This window comes from Pseudomonas sp. LY-1 (genome assembly GCF_053502595.1).
This window is the reverse complement of the sequence record NZ_CP094353.1, coordinates 371,545-396,113: the sequence shown is the minus strand read 5'-3', so window position 1 is coordinate 396,113 and position 24,569 is coordinate 371,545. Positions and strand designations below refer to the sequence as shown.

The 24,569-nt window shown below is 62.5% G+C and carries 21 protein-coding genes; 13 read left to right on the top strand and 8 right to left on the bottom strand.

The features are described 5' to 3' along the window. The first annotated feature begins 22 nt into the window (after window positions 1-22). The 11 genes from MOQ67_RS01825 to MOQ67_RS01775 all read left to right on the top strand — a co-directional run bounded on the left by MOQ67_RS01825 (window position 23) and on the right by MOQ67_RS01775 (window position 12,715). The gene (locus MOQ67_RS01825; protein WP_017849050.1) at window positions 23-343 is read left to right on the top strand and encodes a DUF2388 domain-containing protein; all 321 of its coding nucleotides are present in this window, start codon (window positions 23-25) and stop codon (window positions 341-343) included. Beyond that, complete coding sequence (locus tag MOQ67_RS01820) at window positions 340-2,301, top strand: DUF7844 domain-containing protein (protein WP_026140291.1); 1,962 nt, start codon at window positions 340-342, stop codon at window positions 2,299-2,301. The genes MOQ67_RS01825 and MOQ67_RS01820 overlap by 4 nt, the downstream gene beginning before the upstream one ends. Before the next feature lie 311 nt (window positions 2,302-2,612). Next, a complete protein-coding gene (locus MOQ67_RS01815) occupies window positions 2,613-3,920 on the top strand; it encodes a CitMHS family transporter (RefSeq protein ID WP_017849048.1) in 1,308 nt (435 codons plus the stop codon). Between the two features lie 64 nt (window positions 3,921-3,984). Continuing rightward, the gene (locus MOQ67_RS01810; protein WP_017849047.1) at window positions 3,985-4,752 is read left to right on the top strand and encodes a TerC family protein; all 768 of its coding nucleotides are present in this window, start codon (window positions 3,985-3,987) and stop codon (window positions 4,750-4,752) included. A gap of 211 nt (window positions 4,753-4,963) precedes the next feature. Further along, a complete protein-coding gene (locus MOQ67_RS01805; protein ID WP_017849046.1) occupies window positions 4,964-6,622 on the top strand; it encodes a Na/Pi cotransporter family protein in 1,659 nt (552 codons plus the stop codon). Between the two features lie 57 nt (window positions 6,623-6,679). Next, entirely contained in the window at window positions 6,680-8,062 is a 1,383-nt protein-coding gene (locus tag MOQ67_RS01800; protein ID WP_046484541.1) for a M16 family metallopeptidase, read from the top strand. 70 nt (window positions 8,063-8,132) lie between these two features. Beyond that, complete coding sequence (locus MOQ67_RS01795; protein ID WP_017849044.1) at window positions 8,133-9,164, top strand: DUF5924 family protein; 1,032 nt, start codon at window positions 8,133-8,135, stop codon at window positions 9,162-9,164. A 54-nt stretch (window positions 9,165-9,218) separates the two neighbouring features. Next, the gene (locus MOQ67_RS01790; protein WP_017849043.1) at window positions 9,219-10,367 is read left to right on the top strand and encodes an ABC transporter permease; all 1,149 of its coding nucleotides are present in this window, start codon (window positions 9,219-9,221) and stop codon (window positions 10,365-10,367) included. Continuing rightward, complete coding sequence (locus tag MOQ67_RS01785; protein WP_017849042.1) at window positions 10,364-11,167, top strand: ABC transporter ATP-binding protein; 804 nt, start codon at window positions 10,364-10,366, stop codon at window positions 11,165-11,167. Before MOQ67_RS01790 ends, MOQ67_RS01785 begins: the two co-directional genes overlap by 4 nt. A gap of 1 nt (window position 11,168) precedes the next feature. Beyond that, on the top strand, window positions 11,169-12,107 hold the full coding sequence (locus MOQ67_RS01780) for an MlaD family protein (RefSeq protein WP_046381529.1): 939 nt from the start codon (window positions 11,169-11,171) through the stop codon (window positions 12,105-12,107). After that, window positions 12,104-12,715: an ABC-type transport auxiliary lipoprotein family protein gene (locus tag MOQ67_RS01775; protein ID WP_198717359.1), complete on the top strand. Its 612-nt coding sequence runs from the start codon at window positions 12,104-12,106 to the stop codon at window positions 12,713-12,715. The genes MOQ67_RS01780 and MOQ67_RS01775 overlap by 4 nt, the downstream gene beginning before the upstream one ends. Window positions 12,716-12,818: 103 nt before the next feature. Here MOQ67_RS01775 and MOQ67_RS01770 read toward each other — a convergent pair whose 3' ends face one another. The 5 genes from MOQ67_RS01770 to MOQ67_RS01750 form a co-directional block, all read right to left on the bottom strand. Further along, complete coding sequence (locus tag MOQ67_RS01770) at window positions 12,819-14,048, bottom strand: nucleoside recognition domain-containing protein (protein WP_046484547.1); 1,230 nt, start codon at window positions 14,046-14,048, stop codon at window positions 12,819-12,821. A 95-nt stretch (window positions 14,049-14,143) separates the two neighbouring features. After that, on the bottom strand, window positions 14,144-15,475 hold the full coding sequence (gene gltP / locus MOQ67_RS01765) for a glutamate/aspartate:proton symporter GltP (RefSeq protein ID WP_198717360.1): 1,332 nt from the start codon (window positions 15,473-15,475) through the stop codon (window positions 14,144-14,146). 731 nt (window positions 15,476-16,206) lie between these two features. Then, window positions 16,207-16,674 (bottom strand): inhibitor of vertebrate lysozyme family protein, encoded by a 468-nt coding sequence (locus MOQ67_RS01760; protein ID WP_198717361.1) that lies wholly within the window; start codon window positions 16,672-16,674, stop codon window positions 16,207-16,209. A gap of 2 nt (window positions 16,675-16,676) precedes the next feature. Further along, window positions 16,677-16,841, bottom strand: coding sequence for a DUF1328 domain-containing protein (locus tag MOQ67_RS01755; protein WP_003170804.1), 165 nt, complete (start codon window positions 16,839-16,841; stop codon window positions 16,677-16,679). 79 nt (window positions 16,842-16,920) lie between these two features. Further along, window positions 16,921-17,220, bottom strand: coding sequence for a hypothetical protein (locus MOQ67_RS01750; protein WP_017849036.1), 300 nt, complete (start codon window positions 17,218-17,220; stop codon window positions 16,921-16,923). A gap of 376 nt (window positions 17,221-17,596) precedes the next feature. Between MOQ67_RS01750 and algB the strand changes: the two genes are divergently transcribed. Both algB and MOQ67_RS01740 read left to right on the top strand, forming a co-directional pair. Then, window positions 17,597-18,943, top strand: coding sequence for a sigma-54-dependent response regulator transcription factor AlgB (gene algB, locus MOQ67_RS01745; protein ID WP_017849035.1), 1,347 nt, complete (start codon window positions 17,597-17,599; stop codon window positions 18,941-18,943). 10 nt (window positions 18,944-18,953) lie between these two features. Continuing rightward, complete coding sequence (locus MOQ67_RS01740) at window positions 18,954-20,741, top strand: KinB sensor domain-containing domain (protein ID WP_102618542.1); 1,788 nt, start codon at window positions 18,954-18,956, stop codon at window positions 20,739-20,741. Between the two features lie 3 nt (window positions 20,742-20,744). Here the strand turns inward: MOQ67_RS01740 and MOQ67_RS01735 are convergent, their stop codons facing one another. From MOQ67_RS01735 to MOQ67_RS01725, 3 genes are all read right to left on the bottom strand, one after another. Next, window positions 20,745-21,521 (bottom strand): N-acetylmuramoyl-L-alanine amidase, encoded by a 777-nt coding sequence (locus MOQ67_RS01735; protein WP_017849033.1) that lies wholly within the window; start codon window positions 21,519-21,521, stop codon window positions 20,745-20,747. 88 nt (window positions 21,522-21,609) lie between these two features. Further along, window positions 21,610-23,691, bottom strand: coding sequence for a GGDEF domain-containing protein (locus MOQ67_RS01730; protein ID WP_198717362.1), 2,082 nt, complete (start codon window positions 23,689-23,691; stop codon window positions 21,610-21,612). After that, window positions 23,688-24,566 (bottom strand): endonuclease/exonuclease/phosphatase family protein, encoded by an 879-nt coding sequence (locus MOQ67_RS01725; RefSeq protein ID WP_046381537.1) that lies wholly within the window; start codon window positions 24,564-24,566, stop codon window positions 23,688-23,690. The genes MOQ67_RS01730 and MOQ67_RS01725 overlap by 4 nt, the downstream gene beginning before the upstream one ends. Between the last annotated feature and the right edge of the window lie 3 nt (window positions 24,567-24,569).

The window sequence follows — 24,569 nt, the reverse complement described above, 5'->3', positions numbered from 1 at the left end:
CTTTGTATTTCGGAGTCATTCCATGCGTAGCCCGCTGATCGCCGCCGCTCTCGGCCTGCTGTTGTTGACCGATGTCGCCCACGCGCAGACCTTGAAGGCCACCAGTAACATCATCGTCCGCGCCTCCGCGCGCACCATTGATTTTACCTCGGACACCACCACCTCCATCCGCGACTCCAAAATCGTGCGCGAAGCCCACGATGACGCCGCCAGCTTCGTCGCCAGCAACGGCGAGATCCGTGGCGCACAACTCGAAGCCGCCTTCGACACCCTGCGCACCCGCGTGCCGGAAGCCCGTGATGCCAGCGACCAGACCCTCGCCGAAGCCATTCTCGCGCTGTGAGGCGTCTCATCGCCTGGCTCCTGGCCGGGGCTGTGCTGTTGTGTGCCGGCGCAGCCCAGGCAAGCCTGCAACTGCGGCTCATTACCGAAGGTTTGAGCCCAGCCGAACAGCAGGCCAGCCAGGCGTTGCTCGATGAAGCGCTGCGCTCACTGCCGCCGCGCTTCATCGAACAGTTGGACCGGCGCATCGATGTCGGCTGGACCGACAAGATGCCCGCCAACGCTTACGGCCAGGCCTCCCTGGTGTCCGAGCTGGACCTCAACCGCAACCTGCTCGCCAGCCTGACCGACGGCAGCGCCGCCACCCGCAAGACCAACCGCCCCCACGGCACCGTGCGCCGGGAAATGCTCGCCACCGTGCTGCATGAACTGACCCACATCTACGACCGTGCGCGCCTGTGGCCCAGCGACGAGCGCGCGTTGATCCGCCGCTGCAGCCGCCAGAACAGCATCACCGGCCTGGTCGGCCTGCCCGATCAATGCCGTGGCCAGAACGACCGCCGCTTCACCCTCAGTGACGACCCGCGCCTGCTCGACCTCGCCGGCTGGCCGCAATACGTCGGCCGCCGCGGTGAGCGCGAGCAGCACAACCGCCAGGTCGCGCGCAGCCCGGACCTCTACGAAACCAGCAGCCCACTGGAGTTCGTCGCGGTCAATATGGAATATTTCCTCCTCGACCCGAGCTACGCCTGCCGCCGCCCCGCGCTGTTCCGCTATTACAAGGAACACTTTGGCTGGGCGCCGCCCGCGCAAGACACCTGCGCCAAGACCTACGCCTTCCTCAACGCCGGCAACGATTTCGCCAAGACGCCCCTGGGCCATGTCGACCCGGAACGGGTCTACGAAATCGATTACCTGCTCGCCGAAGCCAACCAGAACCTGGTCAGTCGCTGGGGCCACAGCATGTTGCGCCTGGTGATCTGCGCGCCGGGGCGCCCTCGCGGCCCGGACTGTCGGCTGGATCTGGATCAGCATCTGGTGTTGTCCTACCGCGCCTTTGTCGGTGACGTACAACTGTCGAGCTGGGACGGCCTGGTGGGCAAGTACCCGTCACGGCTGTTCGTGTTGCCGCTGGCCCAGGTCATCGACGAGTACACCAAGACCGAGTTGCGCGGCCTCGCCTCGGTGCCGCTGAAGCTGACGCGCCGGGAGATCGAGGACACCGTCGAACACGCGGCCGAAATGCACTGGAGCTACGACGGCAACTACTTCTTCCTGTCCAACAACTGCGCGGTCGAAGGCCTGAAACTGTTACGCAGCGGCAGCGCCAACCCGAAACTGACCGGTCTGGACAACATCACGCCCAACGGGCTGCTGGAGGTCCTGCAGGCGCGCGGCCTGGCCGATACCAGCGTGTTGAACGACAAGCGCGAGGCGCTGCGCCTGGGCTATCACTTCGACTCGTTCCGCGAGCGCTACCAAGCGATGTTCGACGTGCTGCGCAAGCGCCTGCCGATCCAACAGACCCAGGTCGAAGACTGGCTGTCCCTGAGCGCGCAAGAGCGCCGCCACTGGTTCGAGCAGGCCGACCTGCGCACCAGCGCCGCATTACTGCTGCTGGAACAGGCAAGCTTTCGCAAACAATTGATGCTGGCCCAGGACGAAGTCAAACAACGCTACCTCGGGGCCCGCGAGCTGAAGAACGGCGGCATGGAGAAAGCCAACGCCACCTTGCAACAAATCCTCGCCAACAGCGGCTTCCTCAGCCGCCCGGCAGAACTGCTGGGCAGCGGTGGCTACGGCTTGCCGCAACCTTCGGAGTCCAAGCGGCTGGAATCGGAAAGTGCCGAGCGCCAGAAACAGCTGCAATCCCTGACCGGCGAACTGGATAAAGAGGTGAGGGCGCTGCTGGACCCGTCCCGCGCCGCCGAGATTGCCGCGTGCGAAGCCAACCTCAAGCAGATTGGCGAACATCTGCGCAAACTGCACAAAGCAGCGGGCGGCCTCGAACTGCCCTGAAAATTTGCGCATACACCAGCTGAATGTGGGAGCAAGCCCCCTCCCACATGTTGATCTGCGCAGGCCTGGAGACCGTGTGTCATTTCCACCTCACCTGTTTGATCAACGAAAGCTGGCTGAAAGCTTACGCGTCTAGGATCGCCCCCACTGCCGGCAACAGACCGGCTGTTAACAACAACAATGGTGATTCCCGATGTCCGCCCGTTCCCGCCTGTTCGCCCCCACTCCACCCGTAAGCCTCGTGCCTCTCGCTCTGCGCTGACCCCACCCGGTTCGCCATTCCTTAGCCGCGCTACGCCTGGAGTATTCCTATGCTGACTTTCCTTGGCTTTGCCATGGTCATCACGTTCATGTTCCTGATCATGACCAAGCGCCTGTCCGCGCTGATCGCCCTGATCATCGTGCCGATTCTGTTCGCGCTGTTCGGCGGTTTTGCGCCGAAGATCGGCCCGATGATGCTCGAAGGCATCACCAAGCTCGCGCCGACCGGCGTGATGCTGATGTTCGCCATCCTCTACTTTGCCCTGATGATCGACTCCGGCCTGTTCGACCCGGCCGTGCGCAAGATCCTCAAGATGGTCAAGGGCGACCCGCTGAAAGTCTCGGTCGGCACCGCCGTGCTGGCCTTGGTGGTGTCTCTTGACGGTGACGGTGCCACCACCTACATGATCTGCGTGGCCGCGATGCTGCCGCTGTACCAGCGCATCGGTATGAGCCCACGGATCATGGCCGGCCTGATCATCCTCGCCGGTGGCGTGATGAACATGACGCCCTGGGGCGGCCCGACCGCTCGCGCCGCGAGTGCGCTGCACGTGGACCCGTCAGACATCTTCGTCCCGATGATCCCGGCCATGGCCGCCGGCGTGGTCGCGATCCTGGTGATCGCTTACATGTACGGCAAGCGCGAACGTGCGCGCCTGGGTGAACTGCACCTGCAGGGCGACGAGATCGACCACAGCGAAATCAGCGTGTCGCAATACCCGGATGCCCGCCGTCCGAAGCTGATCTGGTTCAACGGCGTGCTGACCCTGGCGCTGATGTGTACGTTGATCGCCGGCCTGTTGCCACTGCCGGTGCTGTTCATGGTGGCGTTCAGTATCGCGATGATCGTCAACTACCCGTGCCTGCAACAGCAGAAAGACCGCGTCGCCGCCCATGCCGGCAGCGTACTGGCCGTGGTGGGGTTGATCTTCGCTGCAGGGATTTTCACCGGCATCCTGTCGGGCACCGGCATGGTCGACGCCATGTCCAAGAGCCTGCTGGCGGTCATTCCAGAAGCCCTGGGCCCTTACCTGGCGGTGATCACCGCGCTGGTGAGCATGCCGTTCACCTTCTTCATGTCCAACGATGCGTTCTACTATGGCGTACTGCCGGTGCTGGCCGAAGCCGCCAGTCACTATGGCATCACCGCCGTGGAAATGGCCCGTGCCTCCATCGTCGGCCAACCCGTACACTTGCTCAGCCCGTTGGTGCCATCGACTTACCTGCTGGTGGCCCTGGCCGGTATCGAATTCGGCGATCACCAGCGCTTCACCCTGAAGTGGGCAGTGCTGGTGTGCCTGTGCATAATGTTCGCGGCGTTGCTGATGGGGATTTTTCCGCTGTTCAGCACTCTATAATCGTACCGACTCACCGCGCGGCGCTGCAGCTGGCGCGGTTTAACACTCGCTTAAAGGAATACACATGGAATGGCTGACCAATCCGGAAATCTGGATTGCCTTCTTCACCCTGACGGCCCTCGAGATCGTTCTGGGCATCGATAACATCATCATGATTTCGATCCTGGTCAGCCGCATGCCCAAGCATATGCAGGCGCGTACCCGGATCTTCGGCCTGGCCCTGGCCATGGTCACGCGAATCCTGTTGCTGCTGTCCATCACTTGGGTCATGCGCCTGACCGACGACCTGTTCGTGGTCTTCGGCCAGGGCATTTCCGGGCGCGACCTGATCCTGTTCTTCGGTGGTTTGTTCCTGCTGTGGAAAAGCTCCCAGGAGATGTACCACGCCCTGGAAGGTGAAGACGAAACCCACGAAGAGCCCAAAGGCGCCGGTGGCAAGTTCATCTACACCATCATCCAGATCGCGATCATCGACATCGTGTTCTCCCTCGACTCGGTGATCACTGCCGTCGGCATGGTGTCCCACGTGCCGGTGATGATCGCGGCGATCGTGGTCGCGGTGCTGGTGATGATGGCAGCGGCCGGCACCATCAGTGACTTCATCGACAAGCACCCGTCGCTGAAGATGCTGGCGCTGTCGTTCCTGGTAGTGGTGGGTACCGTGCTGATCGCCGAATCCTTCGACGTGCATGTGCCTAAAGGCTACGTCTACTTCGCCATGGCGTTCTCGCTGGCGGTGGAAGCGGTGAACATCAAGATGCGTACCGCCATCGCGAAAAAGAAGAAACAGCAGGACCCTGTGAAACTGCGCAAGGACATTCCGGGTCAATAATCTTGATCCGCTGCTGAAATGGGGCGTTCGCGCCCCATTTTTTCATCTGCACAAAACTGACTTCATGACAGTTTTGTTTCAAACCCGACTTTAGCTATGCGATGCTGGCGCACAGCCCTTTCGCCAACTACAGCTTAAGTACAAGACGTAGAACGGCACGCGGCAATTCTCATTGGCTCCTGTTGGAGCCCACCCACACGGGGGGCCGAGCATGCTGACCTTGCTCAATCTGCTTTCCGCCGTGACCCTGCTGATCTGGGGCACGCATATCGTCCGTACCGGCATCCTGCGGGTCTACGGTTCCAACCTGCGCCACGTCATCGGGCAAAACATGTCCAAGCGCTGGCTGGCGTTCGTCGCCGGTATCCTGGTGACGGCCATGGTGCAGAGCAGCAACGCCACCGCCATGCTGGTCACATCGTTTGTCGGCCAGGGCCTGATGGGGCTGATGCCTGCCCTGGCGACCATGCTCGGCGCCGACGTCGGGACGGCGCTGATGGCCCGGGTGCTCACCCTGGACCTGTCCTGGCTGTCGCCGCTGCTGATCTTTCTCGGGGTGATCTTCTTCCTCTCGCGCAAGCAGACACGGGCCGGGCAATTGGGTCGGGTCGGGATCGGCCTCGGGCTGATCATCCTCGCCCTGCAATTGATCGTCGAAGCCGCCGGGCCGATTACCCACGCGCAGGGCGTGAAGGTGCTGTTCGCCTCACTGACCGGCGACATCCTGCTCGATGCGCTGGTCGGCGCGTTGTTCGCGATGATTTCCTACTCCAGCCTCGCCGCCGTACTGCTGACCGCCACCCTGGCCGGCGCCGGACTGATCGGCTTGCACGTGGCCATCGGCCTGGTGATCGGCGCCAACATCGGCAGCGGCGTGCTCGCCTTCCTCAGCACCAACATGCAGAACGCCGCCGGACGCCAGGTGGCCCTGGGCAGCCTGTTGTACAAATTGATCGGCCTGTTGCTGATCATCCCGGTGCTCGACCCGCTCGTGTTGTGGATGGACGGCCTGGATTACAGCGCCCAAGGCATGGTCATCAGCTTCCACCTGCTCTACAACGTCAGTCGCTGCCTGATCCTGCTACCGAGCATCGGCCCGATGGCCCGGGTCTGCGCGTGGTTGCTGCCCGAACGGGAAGAGGCCAACGGCAAGGCCACGCCGCGCCACCTGGACCTCGCCGCCCTGGCCACGCCAAGCCTGGCGCTGGCCAACGCGGTGCGGGAAACCCTGCGCCTGGGCGACCTGATCGACAACATGCTCACCGCAATGCTCGAAGTGCTGCGCGGCAAACAGACGGCCATCACCCAGGAAATGCGCAGCCTCAGCGACGACGTCGAGGCGCTCTACAGCGCGATCAAACTCTACCTGGCGCAAATGCCCCGCGAAGACCTCAGCGAACAGGACAACCGCCGCTGGGCCGAGATCATCGAGCTGTCGATCAACCTGAAACTGGCCGGCGACCTGATCGAACGCATGCTGCGCAAAGTCCAGCAGCAGAAAACGTCCCAACGTCGCCAGTTCTCCGAAGTGGGCCTGGAAGAACTCACCGGCCTGCACAGCCAACTGATTGCCAACCTGCGCCTGGGCCTGTCGGTATTCCTCAGTGCCGACCCGGAAAGCGCACGCCAATTGCTGCGCGAGAAACGCCGCTTCCGCGCCCAGGAGCGGCGCCTGGCCCATGCCCACGTCAGCCGCCTGCAACGCAAGATCGTACAGAGCCTGGAGACCAGTTCCCTGCATTTGGAACTGATTGCCGACATGAAACGCTTGAACTCATTGTTTTGCAGCAGTGCTTATGTAGTCTTGGAAACGTCCGACACCGGCGCGCTGTCCGCCGAAGATATTGCCGACATCACACATTCGCCCTGAACGTAAGACGGCCGCTGAAGTCAGTTAACACTGACCTCACTCGCCAGGAAGCCAGTTATGCGTCGCCTGTTACTCGCCTGCCTGCTCATGGGCTCTGCACACGCCTTTGCCTTTGACCGCCTGCACGTCGAGGGCTACACCTTGCCCAACGGCCTGCAACTGCTGCTCAAGCCGGGCACCGAACGCGGGCATGTGGCGATTCGCCTGGTGGTCGGCGTGGGCCTGGATGACTTCCGCTGCGAAGACAAGGAACTGCCGCACCTGCTCGAACACTTGTTGTTCAGCGGTATCGACGGCGGCGGCGAAGGCGACCTCGAAGAACGCATGCAAGCCCTGGGCGGCGAGTGGAACGCCTACACCAGCAACGCCGACACCACCTTCGTGATCGAGGCGCCCGCGCAAAACCAGCGCAAGGTCCTGGACCTGCTGCGGGCGATCCTCACCCGCACCGAACTGACCGATGCCCATATCAATGCAGCCAAGCAGGTGGTCGAGCGCGAAGACGGCGGCCATTACTCGCACCTGCAACGCCTGCTGGACCGCCAGGACCTGGGCCACACCGCCAGCAACCAATTGGCGGTCGAACTGGGCCTCAAGTGCGCCGAACGCGCCGAGGCCGGCCAGTTGACCCGCGACCAGTTGGAGCAACTGCGCAAAAACTGGTACGCCCCCAACAACATGACGCTGATCATCGTCGGCGACCTCGACAAACTGCTGCCGGCCTATCTGGAACGCACTTATGGCCAACTTGTCCCGGTCGAGCCCACCGAGCATCTGGCCCTGCCGGAAATCCAGCACGCCGCCGCCAACCGCCGCGACCTGATCCATGGCTGGGTCGGCAACGGCGCCAAACTGCACTGGTTGTTCCCCGAGCCGGTACTCGACGACCAGCATGACGAAACCTACAACCTGCTCAAGGACTACCTCGACTGGGCGCTGTATCGCCAACTGCGCCTCAAGCACGGCTTGTCCTACGGCCCGTGGAGCGAACGCGAAGTGCTCGGCGGCGTCGGTTTCCTCAGCCTGAATGCCGACCTCGAACGGGAAAACCTCGCCGAAGCCGAACAGGTGTTGCAAGACCTCACGGCCCAACTGCTCAAGGACGGCCTCGACCCGGCGGCATTCGCCCGCCTGCAAAACGCCGCCATCGCACGCCAGGCCTGGGCCGTGCAGGGCAACAGCGCGCTGGCCGACTATTACTGGAGCGCCTCGGGCGACTACGACAACGGTCACTTCAGCGACCCGGTCAAACGCATCAAGGCCGTGAGCCTGGCGCAGACCAACCAGGCCATGCGCCAACTCTTCAAGCAGCCGGGCTACTGGCGCATCGAGAAACCGCTGCTGAGCTACGACATGCTGAACTGGATCGGCGCCGGTGTGCTCGGGCTGATCGCGATTGGAGTGATCGGCGTGCGCAGTTATCGCAAACGGATCGCGTAATGAGGCACCGCACCCAGGGCTAAGACGTTATTCTGTCTGGGATTTTTCCTACAAAGACTGTGACCGCCGAATGCCGAACCTGAACCACTACATCCAGCGCATCCTCGAACTGATGAAGCGCTACCCAGGGGTGATTGCACTCGGCGGTTTCATCTCGGGGGTGAGCAGCTTCATCCTGGTGGACCGCCAGCAGGGCATGGCCAGCTGGATCGCGGTGATTATGCTGGTGAGCTGGCTGTGGCTGATGCTGGAAAACAGCTTTACCCAGCTGTTCACCAAACTCTTCAAGCGCGAAATCCCCGAACCGCTGCTGCGTTACGCCACCCAGATGATCCACCAGGAAAGTCTGTTTTTCGTGCTGCCGTTCTTTTTCATCACCACCACCTGGAACAGCGGCCAATCGATCTTCACCGGGCTGCTCGGCGCGGCGGCGCTGGTGTCGATCACCGACCCGCTGTATTACAAGTGGCTGGCGCCCAAACGCTCGCTGTTCCTCGCCTTGCACACCTTGACCCTGTTCGCCGCGCTGCTCACCGCGCTGCCGATCATCCTGCACCTGACCACCGCCGAGAGTTACAAGCTGGCCCTCGGCGTGGCCATGGTCCTGTCGATCCCGAGCCTGGCCGTAAGCCTGCCGCTGCGCAGCGTCAAAGGCTGGGCGATGTTGCTCGGGGTCACGGCCGCAATTGGCTGCGCCGGATGGTTCCTACGCAGTTGGGTTCCACCGGCCACCTTGTGGATGACCGAAGTGGCGATCAGCACCCAGTTGCAAGACCGCACACCCGGCGACGATCTCAAAGAGGTCAGCGCCGCCCAACTGCGCAGCGGCGGGCTGTATGCCTATACCGCGATCAATGCCCCGCGCGGGCTGGATGAGCGGATCTACCATGTGTGGAAATTCAACGGCCAGGAAGTCGACCGCATCGCCCTGGATATCCACGGCGGGCGCAAGGAAGGCTACCGCGCCTGGACCCACAAGCAGAACTTCCCGGCCGACTCCGTGGGGCGCTGGCAAGTCCGGGTGCTGACCGAGGACGGGCAGGTGATCGGTGTGCTGCGCTTCAAAGTGACTGACACAGCACAAACGGACAACCCAAAGTAAGCTGTATCGTGTTATTACGTAGGCATTGTGGATAGCCAGACAAGCTCGGAGCTTATGACCACTCGTACCTCGGCCGGCACAGCCCACCTCGATACGTCCACCGCCCCCCCGTTACTCAGGATTACGGGGGACTGGACGCTTGCCCACTACACAAACCTGAAGAAACTGTCGGACAAACTCGACGGCCAATACGACGCCGGCGCCCGCATCGACCTCAATGGCCTCGGCGCCCTCGACACAGCCGGCGCCTCACTGCTGGTGGAGCTGCTGGGCCCGGACCGCATCGAGCAATCCGCCGAGCAGACCGATTGCAGCCTGTCCGCCGCCGACCGCGCGCTGCTCAAGACTGTCTACCGCTCCCTGAACGATTTTTGCGTACCGGAAAAAGCGCCGGAAGAAGCCGTCGGCATCCAGTTGCTGGCGCGCATCGGTGCCGCGGTGGACACAGTGTGGCTGGACAGCAAGCAACTGCTGGGCTTTATCGGCCTGATCCTGGAAACCTTCGCCCGCAGCATTTTCCGGCCCAAGCGCTGGCGCGTGACGCCGATGGTTGCGCATATCGAACAGACCGGCCTCGACGCCGCGCCCATCGTCGCCTTGCTGACGTTTCTGGTGGGCGCCGTGGTGGCATTCCTTGGCGCCACGGTACTCAAGAGCTTTGGCGCGACAATTTTCACCGTGGACCTGGTGGCGTTCTCCTTCCTACGGGAATTCGGCGTCTTGCTCACCGCGATCCTGATCGCCGGCCGCACCGCCAGTGCCTTTACCGCACAGATCGGCTCGATGAAGGCCAACGAAGAAATCGACGCAATCCGCACCCTGGGCCTGGACCCGATGGAGCTGCTGGTATTGCCCCGGGTACTGGCACTGCTGGTGTCACTGCCGATGCTGACGTTCCTGGCGATGCTCTCGGGGATTGTCGGCGGCGGGGTGGTGTGTGCGCTGACCCTGGATATTTCGCCGGCGATGTTCCTCTCGCTGCTGCAGTCGGACATTGGCGTGAAGCATTTCCTGGTGGGCATGGTGAAAGCGCCGTTCTTCGCCTTCCTGATCGCCGCCATCGGTTGCCTGGAAGGCTTCAAGGTCAGCGGCAGCGCCGAGTCGGTCGGCGCCCATACCACCTCCAGCGTGGTGCAATCGATTTTTGTGGTGATCGTGCTGGATGCGGTCGCCGCGCTGTTCTTCATGGAGATGAGCTGGTGAGTCGCCGACCCCGAGCGCCCAGCGAGGCGGTGATCGAAGTCCGTGGGCTGTGCAATCGCTTTGGCAGCCAGAGCGTGCATGAAAACCTCGACCTGGATCTGTACAAGGGCGAAATCCTCGCCGTGGTCGGCGGTTCCGGCAGCGGCAAGTCGGTGCTGTTGCGCAGCATCGTCGGCCTGCGCCGGCCCAGCGCAGGCGAGGTACGGGTATTCGGCAAGGACTTGTCGAACCTGCCGGAGCATGAGCGCTCCCTGGTGGAACGACGCTTTGGCGTACTGTTCCAGAAGGGCGCGCTGTTTTCCTCGCTGACGGTGACCGAGAACGTCGCGCTGCCGCTGATCGAACACGCCGGCCTGAGCCGCGCCGACGCCGAGCACCTGGCTGCGGTCAAACTGGCCCTGGCCGGGTTGCCGTTGTCGGCGGCCGACAAATACCCGGCGTCGCTGTCCGGCGGCATGATCAAGCGTGCAGCCCTGGCCCGTGCCCTGGCGCTGGACCCGGACATCCTGTTCCTCGACGAACCCACCGCCGGGCTCGACCCGATCGGCGCCGCGCAATTCGACCAACTGATCCTGACCCTGCGCGATGCGCTGGGCCTGAGTGTGTTCCTGGTCACCCATGACCTGGACACGCTGTACACCATCACCGACCGCGTGGCGGTGCTGGCGCAGAAGAAAGTGCTGGTGGCCGATGCCATCGATGTCGTCTCGGAAACCGACGACGCCTGGATTCACGAATATTTCCACGGCCCCCGGGGCCGCGCGGCATTGGATGCCGCTCAACCGCTCAACGAGGTATGACATGGAAACCCGAGCCCATCATGTGATGATCGGTCTGTTCAGCGTGATTGTGGTGGTCGGCGCGATGCTGTTCGGCCTGTGGCTGGCCAAGTCCAGCGTCGACACCGCGTTCCAGGATTACGAAGTGATTTTCAACGAGGCGGTCAGCGGCCTGTCCCAGGGCAGCTCGGTGCAGTACAGCGGGATCAAGGTGGGCGATGTCATCAGCCTGCGCCTGGACCCCAAAGACCCGCGCCGCGTGCTCGCGCGCATCCGCCTCTCCGGGCAGACGCCGATCAAGGAAGACACCCAGGCCAAACTGGCGCTGACCGGCATCACCGGCACATCGATCATCCAGCTCAGCGGTGGCACACCGCAAAGCCCGAAACTCAAGGGCAAGGACGGCAACCTGCCGGAGATCATTGCCTCGCCATCGCCAATCGCGCGGTTGCTGACCAACAGCAACGACCTGATGACCAGCATCAACCTGCTGCTGCACAACGCCAACGAAATGTTCTCCGCGCAGAATGTCGAGCGCATCAGCAACACCCTGGACCACCTGGAACAAACCACCGGCGCGATTGCCGAGCAGCGCGGTGATATCAAGGTGGTGATGCAGCAACTGATGCAGGTCAGCAAGCAGGCCGGTGCCGCCCTGGAACAGACCACTGCGCTGATGCGCAATGCCAACGGCCTGCTCAACGATCAAGGCAAGCAGGTCTTCGGCAGCGCCGAACAAGCGATGAAATCCCTTGAGCAAAGCACCGCGACCATCAATACCTTGCTGACCGATAACAAGGACTCGGTGAACAGCGGCATGCAGGGCCTCAACGAACTGGCGCCGGCCGTGCGCGAACTGCGCGAAACCCTCGGTTCGCTGCGCGCCATCTCCCGCCGCCTGGAAGCCAACCCCAGCGGTTACCTGCTGGGCAGCGACAAGAACAAGGAGTTCACGCCATGAAGCGTGCTTACCAACTGATCGCCCCCGTGGCCCTGGCGCTGGTCAGCGCGTGCTCGATCCTGCCCAAGCCCGATCCGTCCGACGTCTATCGCCTGGCCTCGGCCCCGGCGGCCACCCAAGCGGCGCCGGTAGCCTGGTCGCTGCGCGTGACCAAGCCGCAGACCAGCGAGTTCCTCGACAGCTCGCGCATTGCCGTGGTGCCCCAGGGTGATCTGATCAGCAGCTACGCCAACTCACGCTGGAGCGACCCGGCGCCGGTACTGCTGCGTAACCGCTTCATGGATGGCTTCCAGCGCGATGGCCGGGTGACACTGCTGAGCAGCGACGAGACCAACCTGCAGGCCGACTACGAGTTGGGCGGGCAATTGCAGGCGTTCCAGAGCGAATACCGCGGCAATGCGGTGGAAGTGGTGATCCGCCTGGATGCGCGGCTGGTGCGCGGCAGTGATCAGCGGATCATTGCCAGCCGCCGGTTTGAAGTGCGCCAACCGGTCAGCGACAACAAAGTGCCGGCGGTGGTGGCCGGGTTTGGGCAGGCGGGGGATCAGTTGAACAAGCAGGTGGTGGATTGGGTGGTGGCGCAGGGCAACACTGCACCGAAGCGCTGAGGGCCTCATCGGGAGCAAGCTCCCTCCCACAGTTGACCGCGTTTCGTCAGGATGAATACGGTTGAATGTGGGAGGGAGCTTGCTCCCGATAGCTATCCAAGCCTTAACCGAAAAACCAGTAGCACACCGCAATCGCCGCCACCACACCGGCAAACTCCGCCAGCAATGCACAACCCACCGCATGCCTTGCCCGCTGGATGCCCACCGAGCCGAAATACACCGCCAACACATAGAAGGTGGTCTCGGTACTGCCCTGAAGCGTCGCCGCCACCAACGCCGGGAAGCTGTCGACGCCCTGGGTCTGCATGGTCTCGATCAACATCGCCCGTGCGGCACTGCCGGAGAACGGCTTGACCATCGCGGTCGGCAGCGCGTCGACGAAGCGCGTGTCCAGGCCGGTCCAGGCCACCACATGACGAATGCCTTCCAGGCCAAAGTCCAGCGCGCCGGACGCACGCAACACGCCCACCGCGCAAAGCATCGCCACCAGGTATGGCAGCAGGTTCTTGGCGACGTCGAAGCCCTCTTTGGCCCCTTCGACAAACGCCTCGTACACCTTCACCTTGCGCAACGCGCCGACCAGCAGGAACAGCATGATCAGGCCAAACAGCGTCAGGTTGCCGAGGATCGACGACAGCCCGGCCAGCGCCGTGGCGGACAAGGTCGCCAGCAATGCCATGAAGCCGCCCAGCAGCAGTGCGCCCGGGATCAAATAGGCCAGCACCACCGGGTCCCACAGCCGCAGGCGCTGCATCACCGCCACCGAGAGCAAGCCCGTCAGGGTCGACGCGCTGGTGGCCAGCAGGATCGGCAGGAACACCAGCGTCGGGTCGGCCGCGCCTTGCTGGGCGCGGTACATGAAGATGGTCACCGGCAACAGCGTCAGCGAGGACGCGTTGAGCACCAGGAACAGAATCTGCGCGTTACTCGCGGTATTGGGGATCGGGTTGAGTTCCTGCAACGCCTTCATGGCTTTCAGGCCGATGGGCGTGGCGGCGTTGTCCAGGCCCAGGCCGTTGGCGGCGAAGTTAAGGGTGATCAAGCCGATGGCCGGGTGGCCGGCCGGCACTTCCGGCATCAGCCGGCGGAACAGGGGGCCCAGGGCCTTGGCCAACCAATTGACGATCCCGGCTTTTTCGGCGATGCGCAAAAAGCCCAGCCATAACGTCAGGGTGCCGAACAGCAACACCATGACCTCCACCGACAATTTGGCCATGGCGAAAATGCTTTCCACCATCGCCGCAAAAATCCCGGCGTTACCGCCCACCAGCCATTGCGCCAGTGCTGACACCATTGCCACGACAAAGAAGCCAAGCCACAGGCCATTGAGCATCAGTTGAATCCCCCGAAAGATGGGGCGAATGATAGCGGGGCTGGCAGAAACGACAAACCCCGGATTTCCCGGGGTTTGTTCGCATCAGGCTGGCCTCAGCCGCGGCTGGTCTCACCGATCGGCAGCACTTGCTTGGTGCGCCAGTGCGGCAGGGAGTTCCAGTAGCGCTCGCCCTTGGCATCGTCGTACATGCCTTCCCAACGGGAGATGACCAGTACCGCCAGGGCGTTGCCGATCACGTTGAGCGCGGTACGCGCCATGTCCATGACGCGGTCGACACCGGCAATGAACGCCAGGCCTTCCAACGGAATGCCCACGCTGCCCAGCGTCGCCAGCAACACCACGAAGGACACACCCGGCACACCGGCGATGCCCTTGGAGGTGACCATCAGCGTCAACACCAGCATCAGTTGCTGGCCGACCGACAAATCAATGCCATACAGCTGCGCGATAAAGATCGCCGCGATGCTCTGGTACAGGGTCGAACCATCAAGGTTGAACGAATAACCGGTCGGCACCACGAAGCTGCAGATGGCCTTCGGCGCGCCGTAGGCTTCCATCTTCTCGATCACACGCGGCAGCACGGTTTCCGAACTGGCGGTGGAGTAGGCCAGCACCAGCTCATCCTTGAAGATACGCATCAGCTTGATCACCGAGAAGCCGAACAGGCGTGCGATCAGGCCCAGGACCACAAAGGCGAAGAACAGGATGGCGACGTAAACCAGAATCACCAGCTTGGCCAGTGGCAGCAGGGAAGCGAAGCCGAAGTTGGCGACGGTCACCGCGATCAGCGCGAACACACCGATAGGCGCGTACTTCATGATCATGTGGGTGACTTTGAACATGCTCTCGGACACGCCCTGGAACATCGTCACCAACGGTTCGCGCAGCTCAGGCTTGAGGCTCGACAGGCCCAGGCCGAACAGCACGGAGAAGAAGATGATCGGCAGCATCTCGCCACGCGCGACGGCGGCAAAGATGTTCGACGGGATCAGGTTGAGGATGGTCTGGACGAACGCATGCTCATGCTGCACTTCCGCCGCGGTCGCCTGGTACTTGGAGATGTCCACGGTACCCAGGGTACTCATGTCGATGCCCGCACCGGGGTGGAACACGTTGGCCAGCAACAGGCCGACCACGATGGCGATGGTGGTGACGATTTCGAAGTAAAGGATGGTTTTGACACCGATGCGCCCGAGCTTTTTCGCGTCACCGACACCGGCAATGCCGACGATCAGCGAAGAAATCACAATCGGGATCACGATCATCTTGATCAGGCGGATAAAGATATCGCCCGCTGGCTGCAGCACATTGCTGATCCACCAGGCCTTTTCAGCACTGAAATGGTTGAGCACGGCACCGATTGCGATACCCAGCACCAAACCGATGAGGATCTGCCAGGCGAGGCTTAGCTTTGCCTTCTTCATGTCATTACCCTTACTTCAAGTGAACTTAAGGCAAATGCGCCAGCTGCAACGCCCGGAAGCGAAAAAGTGTGTGCATCTGCCTCCGTAGAAGGTCACCGCCGCATGGCCGAAATGGCTTACTGGCAGGCGAAAAAAGGCGCAACTATTCCCATGCAAGGAGGCGACGTCTAATGCCGTAAACGCCTACCCTATGCCGAATCGGCATGGCTTTTTTTAAGAATAACTGTCCGAACGGTCAGTTCAAATGCGACATTTTGCCCGGTGAATATGCCGTGAACCGGTCAAATCAGGCTCGCTCAGAGATTCAGGACAACCTGGGAGCGTTGGCAAAAATGCCCGTACTTTCAGCGGTACATTGACTGAAATGTCCTATGGCGCGGGCAAAATTTTCTCGATAGATGGTCGCCCCGACATACCCAGTAATGATTGGGCTCGGGCGAAAAGAAGACTCTCGGCTATGAGCGGCATAAGAGGCGGGGGTGAACGTCATAAGCGCGCCGCAAGTCCAGCAAGCTCGAGAGCGTGTGGACTTGCGTCGCAGCTTTTCACCTGACCCGGCCCTTGCGCAGGCACTCCCTGTCCCCGTAGGTCGCGCCGATCGCGAAGGATCAGAGCAACCCGGCCCCCTGGTCATGCATCACACCCTTGGCGAGCGATGCAAACAGAAAGAAGCGCACAGGCTTCTTTCTATGGACGCCGGTCCCGTAGACGACAAATGCATCAGACGGAACCTAGTACCAATTCGGATCTTTCTTAAGCTGCTCCATCAGCAGCTTTTGCATGCCTGCGTCCGGCTTACCGATAAACCGGTAATCGGCGTGCCGGGTCGGGGATTTGTCCGCCGGCAGGCCGGCCGGGACTTCCACCAACATGGCGTAGGCGTCTTCCTTGTCGTAACTGAAGGCGACGATCAGGCGCTTGTCTCGGCAGGTGTCTGCGGTTTCGCAGAGCGGCCCGACCAAGTACTTGTCGCCACCTTCTTCGACGGCATTCATTTGCTCGGCGGCGCCAGACAGGTTCATGACCCATTCCGGCAGGCGCTCTTCTTTCTTCACCACGCTTTGCCAGGTTTCACGGTACTGCGGGTCCGCGCCGAGCAATTCGTTGGCGCGGCTCTGGCCGTCGTGAGCGGCCATCGCCAAGCCGCTGCCGCCCAGGAGCAGGACGGCAGCCATGGTTTTGAGGGACAAACGGGTCATATTCAGCCTCGGCCGCGACGACCAAAGAAGAACGAAGCGATGAACATCACCAGGAAGACCACAAACAGGATCTTGGCGATACCCGTGGCGGTGCCCGCGATACCACCGAAGCCCAGGACTGCAGCCACAATGGCGATGATCAGAAATGTGATTGCCCAACTCAACATGGTGATTCTCCTTACGCTTTTATAGGGGGTGACAGCGGTACTGCCGTGCAATCGCTCAACTCAAGCGACCTTTTATTGCCTAGAACACCCAACGTTCCTGGGATGGCAGTTCATTCAGGGCAGACGCCTGGTCAACCATCCGCAGTTGGGGAACGGTTACGTCGGCAGAAACGCTGCCAACGGAACGGCTATCAATGGAACGAAAGTGGGTCTGGGTCATCGCCGGACGTTCGAAATGCGGGGTTTGCTGCTGACTCTGCTGCCAATGCTGCAACTGCTGGCCGCCAATCAACGTGACCATCAAGGCCAGGCTGGCGAACAGGCCTTGTTGCAAGCGCAGTGGCGATACATGCAGTGAGCTGAGGCTTGGGCGAGTCATGCTGCTTTCTCCCGCATTTTGATTATTCGTTAGGAGAGCTATTGCAGAGCGCATGCCAGTTTTTTTACAAAATAATATTCAACTAAATCAATCAGTTAGATATATGCGGCCGGAGCAAAGCCCAGCATCCTGCACGATGGCCGCCTGGGCGCCGTGCGAAATGCACGATCGCCAGCGGTCGGATCGACGGATAGAAAACCCATCGCGCGTTGCCGAAGTGGCAAGAAGGCATGAAAACGCCATTGGGCGCAGGCTTTGTAGGAATGCAGGCAGATAGCTGCACGACGTTGCGTTTTATCGATCAGAATGAACCATGCAACTTGCCCGATTATTCCGGGACTAAACACCATCATTCATATTAAGGAGCGCGGGACAGATGGAATCAGCCAAGGAACTTCAAGGCCGCATTCTTTTGGTGGACGACGAATCCGCAATCCTTCGTACCTTCCGTTATTGCCTGGAAGATGAGGGCTACACCGTAGCCACCGCCAACAGCGCCGCCCAGGCCGATGCCTTGATGCAACGCCAGGTGTTCGACCTGTGCTTCCTCGACCTGCGCCTGGGCGAGGACAACGGCCTGGATGTGTTGGCGCAGATGCGTATCCAGGCGCCGTGGATGCGCGTGGTGATTGTGACCGCGCACTCCGCCGTCGACACCGCGGTGGATGCCATCCAGGCCGGCGCGGCTGATTATCTGGTCAAACCGTGCAGCCCCGACCAGCTGCGCCTGGCCACCGCCAAACAGCTGGAAGTGCGCCAGCTCTCCGCGCGCCTGGAAGCACTGGAAGGCGAAGTGCGCCAACCGAAAGACGGTCTCGACTCCCACAGCCCGGCGATGATGGCGGTGCTGGAAACTGCGCGCCAAGTGGCCGGGACTGACGCCAACATCCTCATCCTCGGCGAGTCCGGCACCGGTAAAGGCGAGCTGGCGCGGGCCATTCATGGCTGGAGCAAGCGCTCGAAGAAATCCTGCGTCACCATCAACTGCCCGTCGCTGACGGCGGAGCTGATGGAAAGCGAACTGTTCGGCCATAGCCGCGGAGCCTTTACCGGCGCCAGCGAAAGCACCTTGGGCCGGGTCAACCAGGCGGATGGCGGCACGCTGTTTCTCGACGAGATCGGCGATTTTCCCCTCACTCTGCAACCCAAGTTGCTGCGTTTTATCCAGGACAAGGAATACGAGCGCGTGGGCGACCCGGTCACCCGGCGCGCCGATGTACGCATCCTCGCGGCCACCAACCTGAATCTCGAAGACATGGTGCGCGACGGCCGCTTCCGCGAAGACTTGCTGTACCGCCTCAACGTCATCACCTTGCACCTGCCGCCGTTGCGCGAACGCAGCGAAGACATCCTGGCCTTGGCCGACCGCTTCCTCGCCCGCTTCGTCAAGGAATACGCCCGACCGGCGCGGGGCTTCAGCGATGAGGCACGCGAAGCGCTGCTCAACTACCGCTGGCCGGGCAATATCCGTGAGCTGCGCAACGTGGTGGAGCGCGCGAGCATTATCTGCCCGCAGGAAAAAGTCGAAATCAGCCACCTCGGGATGGCCGAACAGCCGACCAACAATGCCCCCCGTATCGGTGCAGCGTTGAGCCTGGACGAGCTGGAAAAAGCGCATATCGGCGCGGTACTTGCCACCAGCGACACCCTGGATCAGGCGGCCCGCACCCTGGGCATCGACGCGTCGACGCTGTACCGCAAACGCAAACAGTACAACCTGTGAGCGGCACCCTATGAAGTTAGCGATGACATTGCGCACTCGGTTATTCCTGAGTATCTCAGCGCTGATCACCGTCGCCCTGCTGGGGTTGATCCTGGGCCTGGTCAGCGTGATGCAGATGGCCAAGACCCAGGAGTCGTCGATCCGCAGCAACTTCATCACCCTCGACCTGGGACTCAAACTGCGCCAGAGCCTGGGCGATCAGTTGATGATGATGCTCGAACAGCGCCCCAATCCCGAGGCGCTGCAAGCGTCCGAACAGCGTTACTTCGAGCTGCTCGACCAAGGCATTGCGCATGAACAGCGCGACGGGAACAGCAGCGGTTTCAGCCGGGCCCGGGCCGACTATCAGCGCTTCCTGGCGGCTTTTGACGAGTCTCAACAAGCGTCCCCACCGCCCGGCAGCAAAGAGAAAATCACCGAAACCTTCAATGTCCTGCGCAACGGCCTGATCGCCGAGCACAAGCAGGCCTTGGAAAACATCAGCGCCAGCGAACATAAATCCCGCGAGCGCGCCTTGTTGATCGCCGGGCTGCTGGGGTTGGTTGGCCTCGCAGTGTTGATCATCGGTTTTGTTACCGCCCATGGCATCGCCCGACGGTTTGGCGGGCCGATCGAAGCACTGGCCAAGGCCGCCGACAAGATCGGGCAAGGCGATTTCGAAGTGACCCTGCCCATTTCTTCGGCAGCGGAAATGAACCAGCTGACCCGACGCTTCGGCATCATGGCCGAAGCCTTGCGCCAGCATCAGGCAACCAATATCGATGAGTTGCTCGCCGGCCAGCAGCGCCTGCAAGCGGTGCTCGACAGTATCGACGACGGCCTGTTGATGATTGACCGGCAAGGCCGCCTGGAGCACCTCAATCCAGTGGCACAGCGCCAGTTGGGCTGGGACGAGGAACGTCTCGGCCAGGGCCTGGGCGAGGCGCTGGGTCGCCCGGAAATGGACGATCAGCTGCAACTGGTGCTGCGTGGCGGCAGCCTGGAGCGCGCGCCGGACGACCTGGAAGTGGAAGTCGAGGGCGAACTGCGCCTGCTGACCTACAGCCTGACGCCGGTGAGCCACACCCAGGGGCATATCCTCGGTGCCGTGATGGTGCTGCATGACGTCACCGAACAGCGCGCCTTTGAACGGGTACGCAGCGAGTTCGTGTTGCGCGCCTCCCACGAATTGCGCACGCCGGTGACCGGCATGCACATGGCCTTCGGCTTGTTCCGCGAACGCGCAAAGTTTCCCGCGGAGTCCCGTGAAGCGGACCTGCTGGATACGGTCAATGAAGAAATGCAGCGCCTGATGCAGTTGATCAATGACCTGCTCAACTTTTCGCGCTACCAGAACGGCATGCAAAAACTCACCCTGGCCCCGTGCGATGTCACCGACCTGCTGGAGCATGCACGGGCGCGCTTTGCCGAGCCGGCGAATGCACAACACATCGAACTGCTGGTAGAAGCCCAGCCCGACCTGCCTCGGCTGTATGCCGACCAGGCGCAACTGGAACGCGTGCTCGACAACCTGTTGGGCAACGCCCTGCGCCATACCGCCGAGGGCGGGCAGATCCGTCTGCAGGCACGACGCCATGGCGAGCGGGTGATCATCAGCGTCGAGGACAACGGCGAAGGTATCGCCTATGGTCAACAAGGGCGCATCTTCGAACCCTTCGTGCAGGTGGGCCGCAAGAAAGGCGGCGCCGGCCTGGGGCTGGCGCTGTGCAAGGAGATCGTGCAACTGCACGGCGGCCGCATGGGCGTGTATTCGCGGCCGGGGCAGGGCACGCAGTTCTACATGGCGTTGCCGCTGTAGCAATTAACGCCGGTCGAGGGCACGCAGGATCGCGGCACTCTCGGCATCCGGCGTGCCATCGAACAGCGCAGGGCGGAAGTGCATCTGGAACGCGGCGAGCACATGGCGCGTGGCGACGTCCAGCTCACCGGTCTGCGGCGTCTGGTAGCCCAGGTGCGCCAACGCTTCCTGGAACCAGGTGATGCTCGGCAGGTCCGTGGCGTACTGCGCCTGGAAGCGTGCCACTGCCTGCGCATCGGGCCAGACGCCCAAGCCTTTCTCGGCCAGGCGCTTCCATGGGAACAACGGCCCCGGGTCCAGCTTGCGCAGCGGCGCGATATCGCTGTGACCGATGATGTTTCTGGGGTCGATGCCGTTGCGCGTGCTGATGTCCTTGAGCAACACCTCCAGGGATTTCACCTGCGCTTCAGAATACGGGTACCACACGCGGCCCGTCGGCGTGTCGCGGAACCCCGGGTTGACGATCTCGATCCCGATGGAGCTGGAGTTCAGCCAGGTGCGGCCCATCCACTCGCTTTCCCCGGCATGCCAGGCGCGCTGGCTTTCATCCACCAGCTTGTAGATGGTGCCCGAAGCGTCGTCGCCAATCAGGTAATGGCTGCTGACCTGACCATGGGTCAGCAGCGCCAGAGAGCGTTCGAGGTTGGTCGAGGTGTAATGGACGACCACGAACTGCACGCGGTTGTCATGGTTGACCGAAGGGTGGCTGGTATCCAGGCGCGGGCCGCTGGCGCAGCCGCTGAGCAGGAGGAACACAAAGGCGAAGTACACGGATTTCATGGCGGATAACGTTACGCTGAAGACGATAATGCAACAGTGTAACGTACCGTTTGTGGCCCGAACGTCAAATTACAAAATGGAACATCTTTTAGGCCGCCTGCACCCGGTTACGTCCCGCTGCCTTGGCCCGGTACAACGCCTCGTCGGCGCGCTTGAGCGCCAGGTCGCTGCGCTCGCCGGGCTGGAACTGCGCCACGCCCATCGACACCGTGATCGTCACCGGCTCGCCCTTGAAGTGGAACGGGCAGACTTCAATCGCCGCGCGCAGCGCTTCGCCGGCGGCGAGGGCATTCGCCAGGGATGAGTCGGGCATCAGCAACACAAACTCTTCGCCGCCGAAGCGCGCAATGAAGTCGCCGGGGCGCAGGCGCTTGCGCAGCACGCTGGCGATGATTTTCAGCACTTTGTCCCCGGCCAGGTGCCCGTAACCGTCGTTGATACGCTTGAAGTGATCGAGGTCCAGCATCGCCAGCGACAGGCTGTTGCCGCGCTGATGCCAGAGGTTGACCTCATGGTCCAGGCGCTCGCTCCACGCGGCACGGTTGGGCAAGCCGGTAAGCGGATCGACCAACGCTTTCTGGCGCTGTACTTCGAGGTGATCGCGATAACCCTGGGCCTCCTGCTCCATATTGGCGACGCGTTCGGCGAGCCCTTTCAAGCGCTCCGCCACTTCCTGCTCGCGCAGGTCACGCTGCTGCTGGTGCTGGTCCATGGTGCCGAGCAGGCCTTCAAGGTGGCTTTCCAATACCTGCTTGAGGCTGTCCAGGTCGGCGGCGCCCTGCACACTGCTTTGCAGGCCGTCGACCTGTTCGCGGATTTGCGTGTCCAGCTCACGGGCGGCCGAGCGACTGTCGGCATAGCCTTCGCTGGCCGTCTGCAGATGGCCCTGGAACGCTTCGAGGCGTTCGTTGAGCTGCTTGAGGTAGGCCTCGAACTCATGCTGGCCGCTGTCGGTGATCGCCAGCATCAGCGTGGCCAGGTCATCGAGGATCGGCAGCAGTTCGTACCAGTTCAAACCATGGGCCAGGCGCTCGCGCATGGCTTCGGCCTGGGGCCGGTGGCGCTCGGGCAGGGACAGGTCTTCCAGCAGGCCAAGCAAGGTGTCTTCAATGTGTTTGGCCACGGAGCTGTAGGACGGCTCCGGCGAATCGGGCAGGGCGTAGATTGCGTCCGCCAGCAGCTCGTCCGGGTCCGGCGCGTCCAGCACCGGCGGCAGTGACAGGCTGCCGATGACGGTTTGTTGCGGTGCATCGACCTGAACCGGCGGTGGTTCGATAAGCGCGGCGAGTGCGCTTTCGGCGCCAGGTTCTGGCGCCGCTGCTGGAAGCGCGGCGGGCGCCGCCACTTCGACGGGCCGGGCGATCGGCACGGGCTGGGGCGCGGCTTCGGGGGCGACGACCGGGCTCATGACCTCAGCCGCCGTGGCCGCCTTGGCCGCTGCCACCGGTTCCGGCGAGGGCGGCGGGGCCGAGCCTTGCGGCAACGGCGCGAACGCCCGCAGGGCCTGGGCCAACTCGTCGGACTGGGGCGGCGGTGCCGCCTCGGCGACGGGTTCGGGCACCGGCCTGGCGGCGGCGGCGGGCGCAGAAGGCGCAGAAGGCGGCGGCGCGGGCTCGCCGGTCGGCGCCTCACTCGCAACTTCCTTGGCGCCAAACAGACGCTGCAACAGGCCGGGACCGGGGCGTGGGGTTTCGCCGTCCGGTTCCAGGTTATTCAACGCCTGCCCTTGCAGGTTGCTCAACTCACTGAGCAACAGCGGGATCTCGCGCGCCTGGCCCACGCGGCTATCCAGCTGCTTGGCGAAGGTTTTCAACGGGCGGGCCACCTCGCGGGGCAGCGGCAGTTTCTGCAACTGCGCAACCAGGGCCGTGAGCGCGCTGCTCATCTGGTCAATCCGGGTTTCGCGACGCTGCTCCGAATCCAGTACGGCTTTTTCCAGGCGCGGCAGCAATGCGGCGAGGGCGGCATCCATGTCGTCGCTGCGCACCACGTCGCGCATTTCCTTCATGCATTGATCGACCGCGCGGTCGGTGCCTTCAGCGGCCAACGTACTGCGCACCAAGCCTCGGCGCAGCAGGTCGAGGCGGGCGGCCCAGCGGCGTTCGAGTTTGTCTTGTTGATCGATGCTTTTAAGGTATTTCTCTTTCCAGCGCTGGGCTTCGTCGCTCATGCAAGGGGTCCGCGAGGGCCGGGGCTCAACGCGGGCAATGCATCCACCGTGAGCGAACCCGGCAGACGAATCTCTACCGCGACCGGCAGGTGATCGGAGATGGGCTGCGCCAGCACCTGCACACTTTCAAGCGTGAGGGTCGGACTGAGCAGGATGTGGTCAAGACAGCGTTGCGGGCGCCAACTGGGGAACGTGGCTTCGACTTGCGGCGCCAGCAACCCAAGGTCACGCAACGGGGAATTCTGCAGCAGGTCGATGGCATGGGTGTTCATGTCCCCCATCAACACCTGATGCTTGTAGCCGCCAATCAACTCACGCACGTAGGCCAACTGCAGGTTGCGGGTCCGCCCCCCGAGCGCCAGGTGCATCATCACCACCACCAGGGCTTCCGAACCTTCGCCAAAACGCACGAGGATCGCGCCACGACCCTTGGGGCCCGGCAATGGGTGATCTTCGATGGCCGATGGCTTCAGGCGGCTGAGCACGCCGTTGCTGTGCTGCGCCAGACGCCCGAGGTTGCGATTGAGTTGCTGATACCAGTAGGGAAATGCACCCAACTGGGCCAGGTGTTCCACCTGGTTGATGTAGCCGGAGCGAATGCTGCCGCCGTCGGCTTCCTGCAGGGCGACCAGGTCGAAGTCGCCCAACAGGTCGCCGATCTTCTGCAGGTTGCCGGCCCGCCCGTTGTGGGGCAGCAAGTGCTGCCAGCCACGGGTGAGGTAGTGCCGGTACTTCTCGGTACTGATACCCACCTGGATATTGAAGCTGAGCAGCCGCAGGCGGCTGTCCGCCGGCAGGCCCGTGGATTCCAGGTGAGCTTCGTTGACCTGCGGGTCATGCAGACCGACAACGCGTTCGGTACCCCAGCGACGCATGGC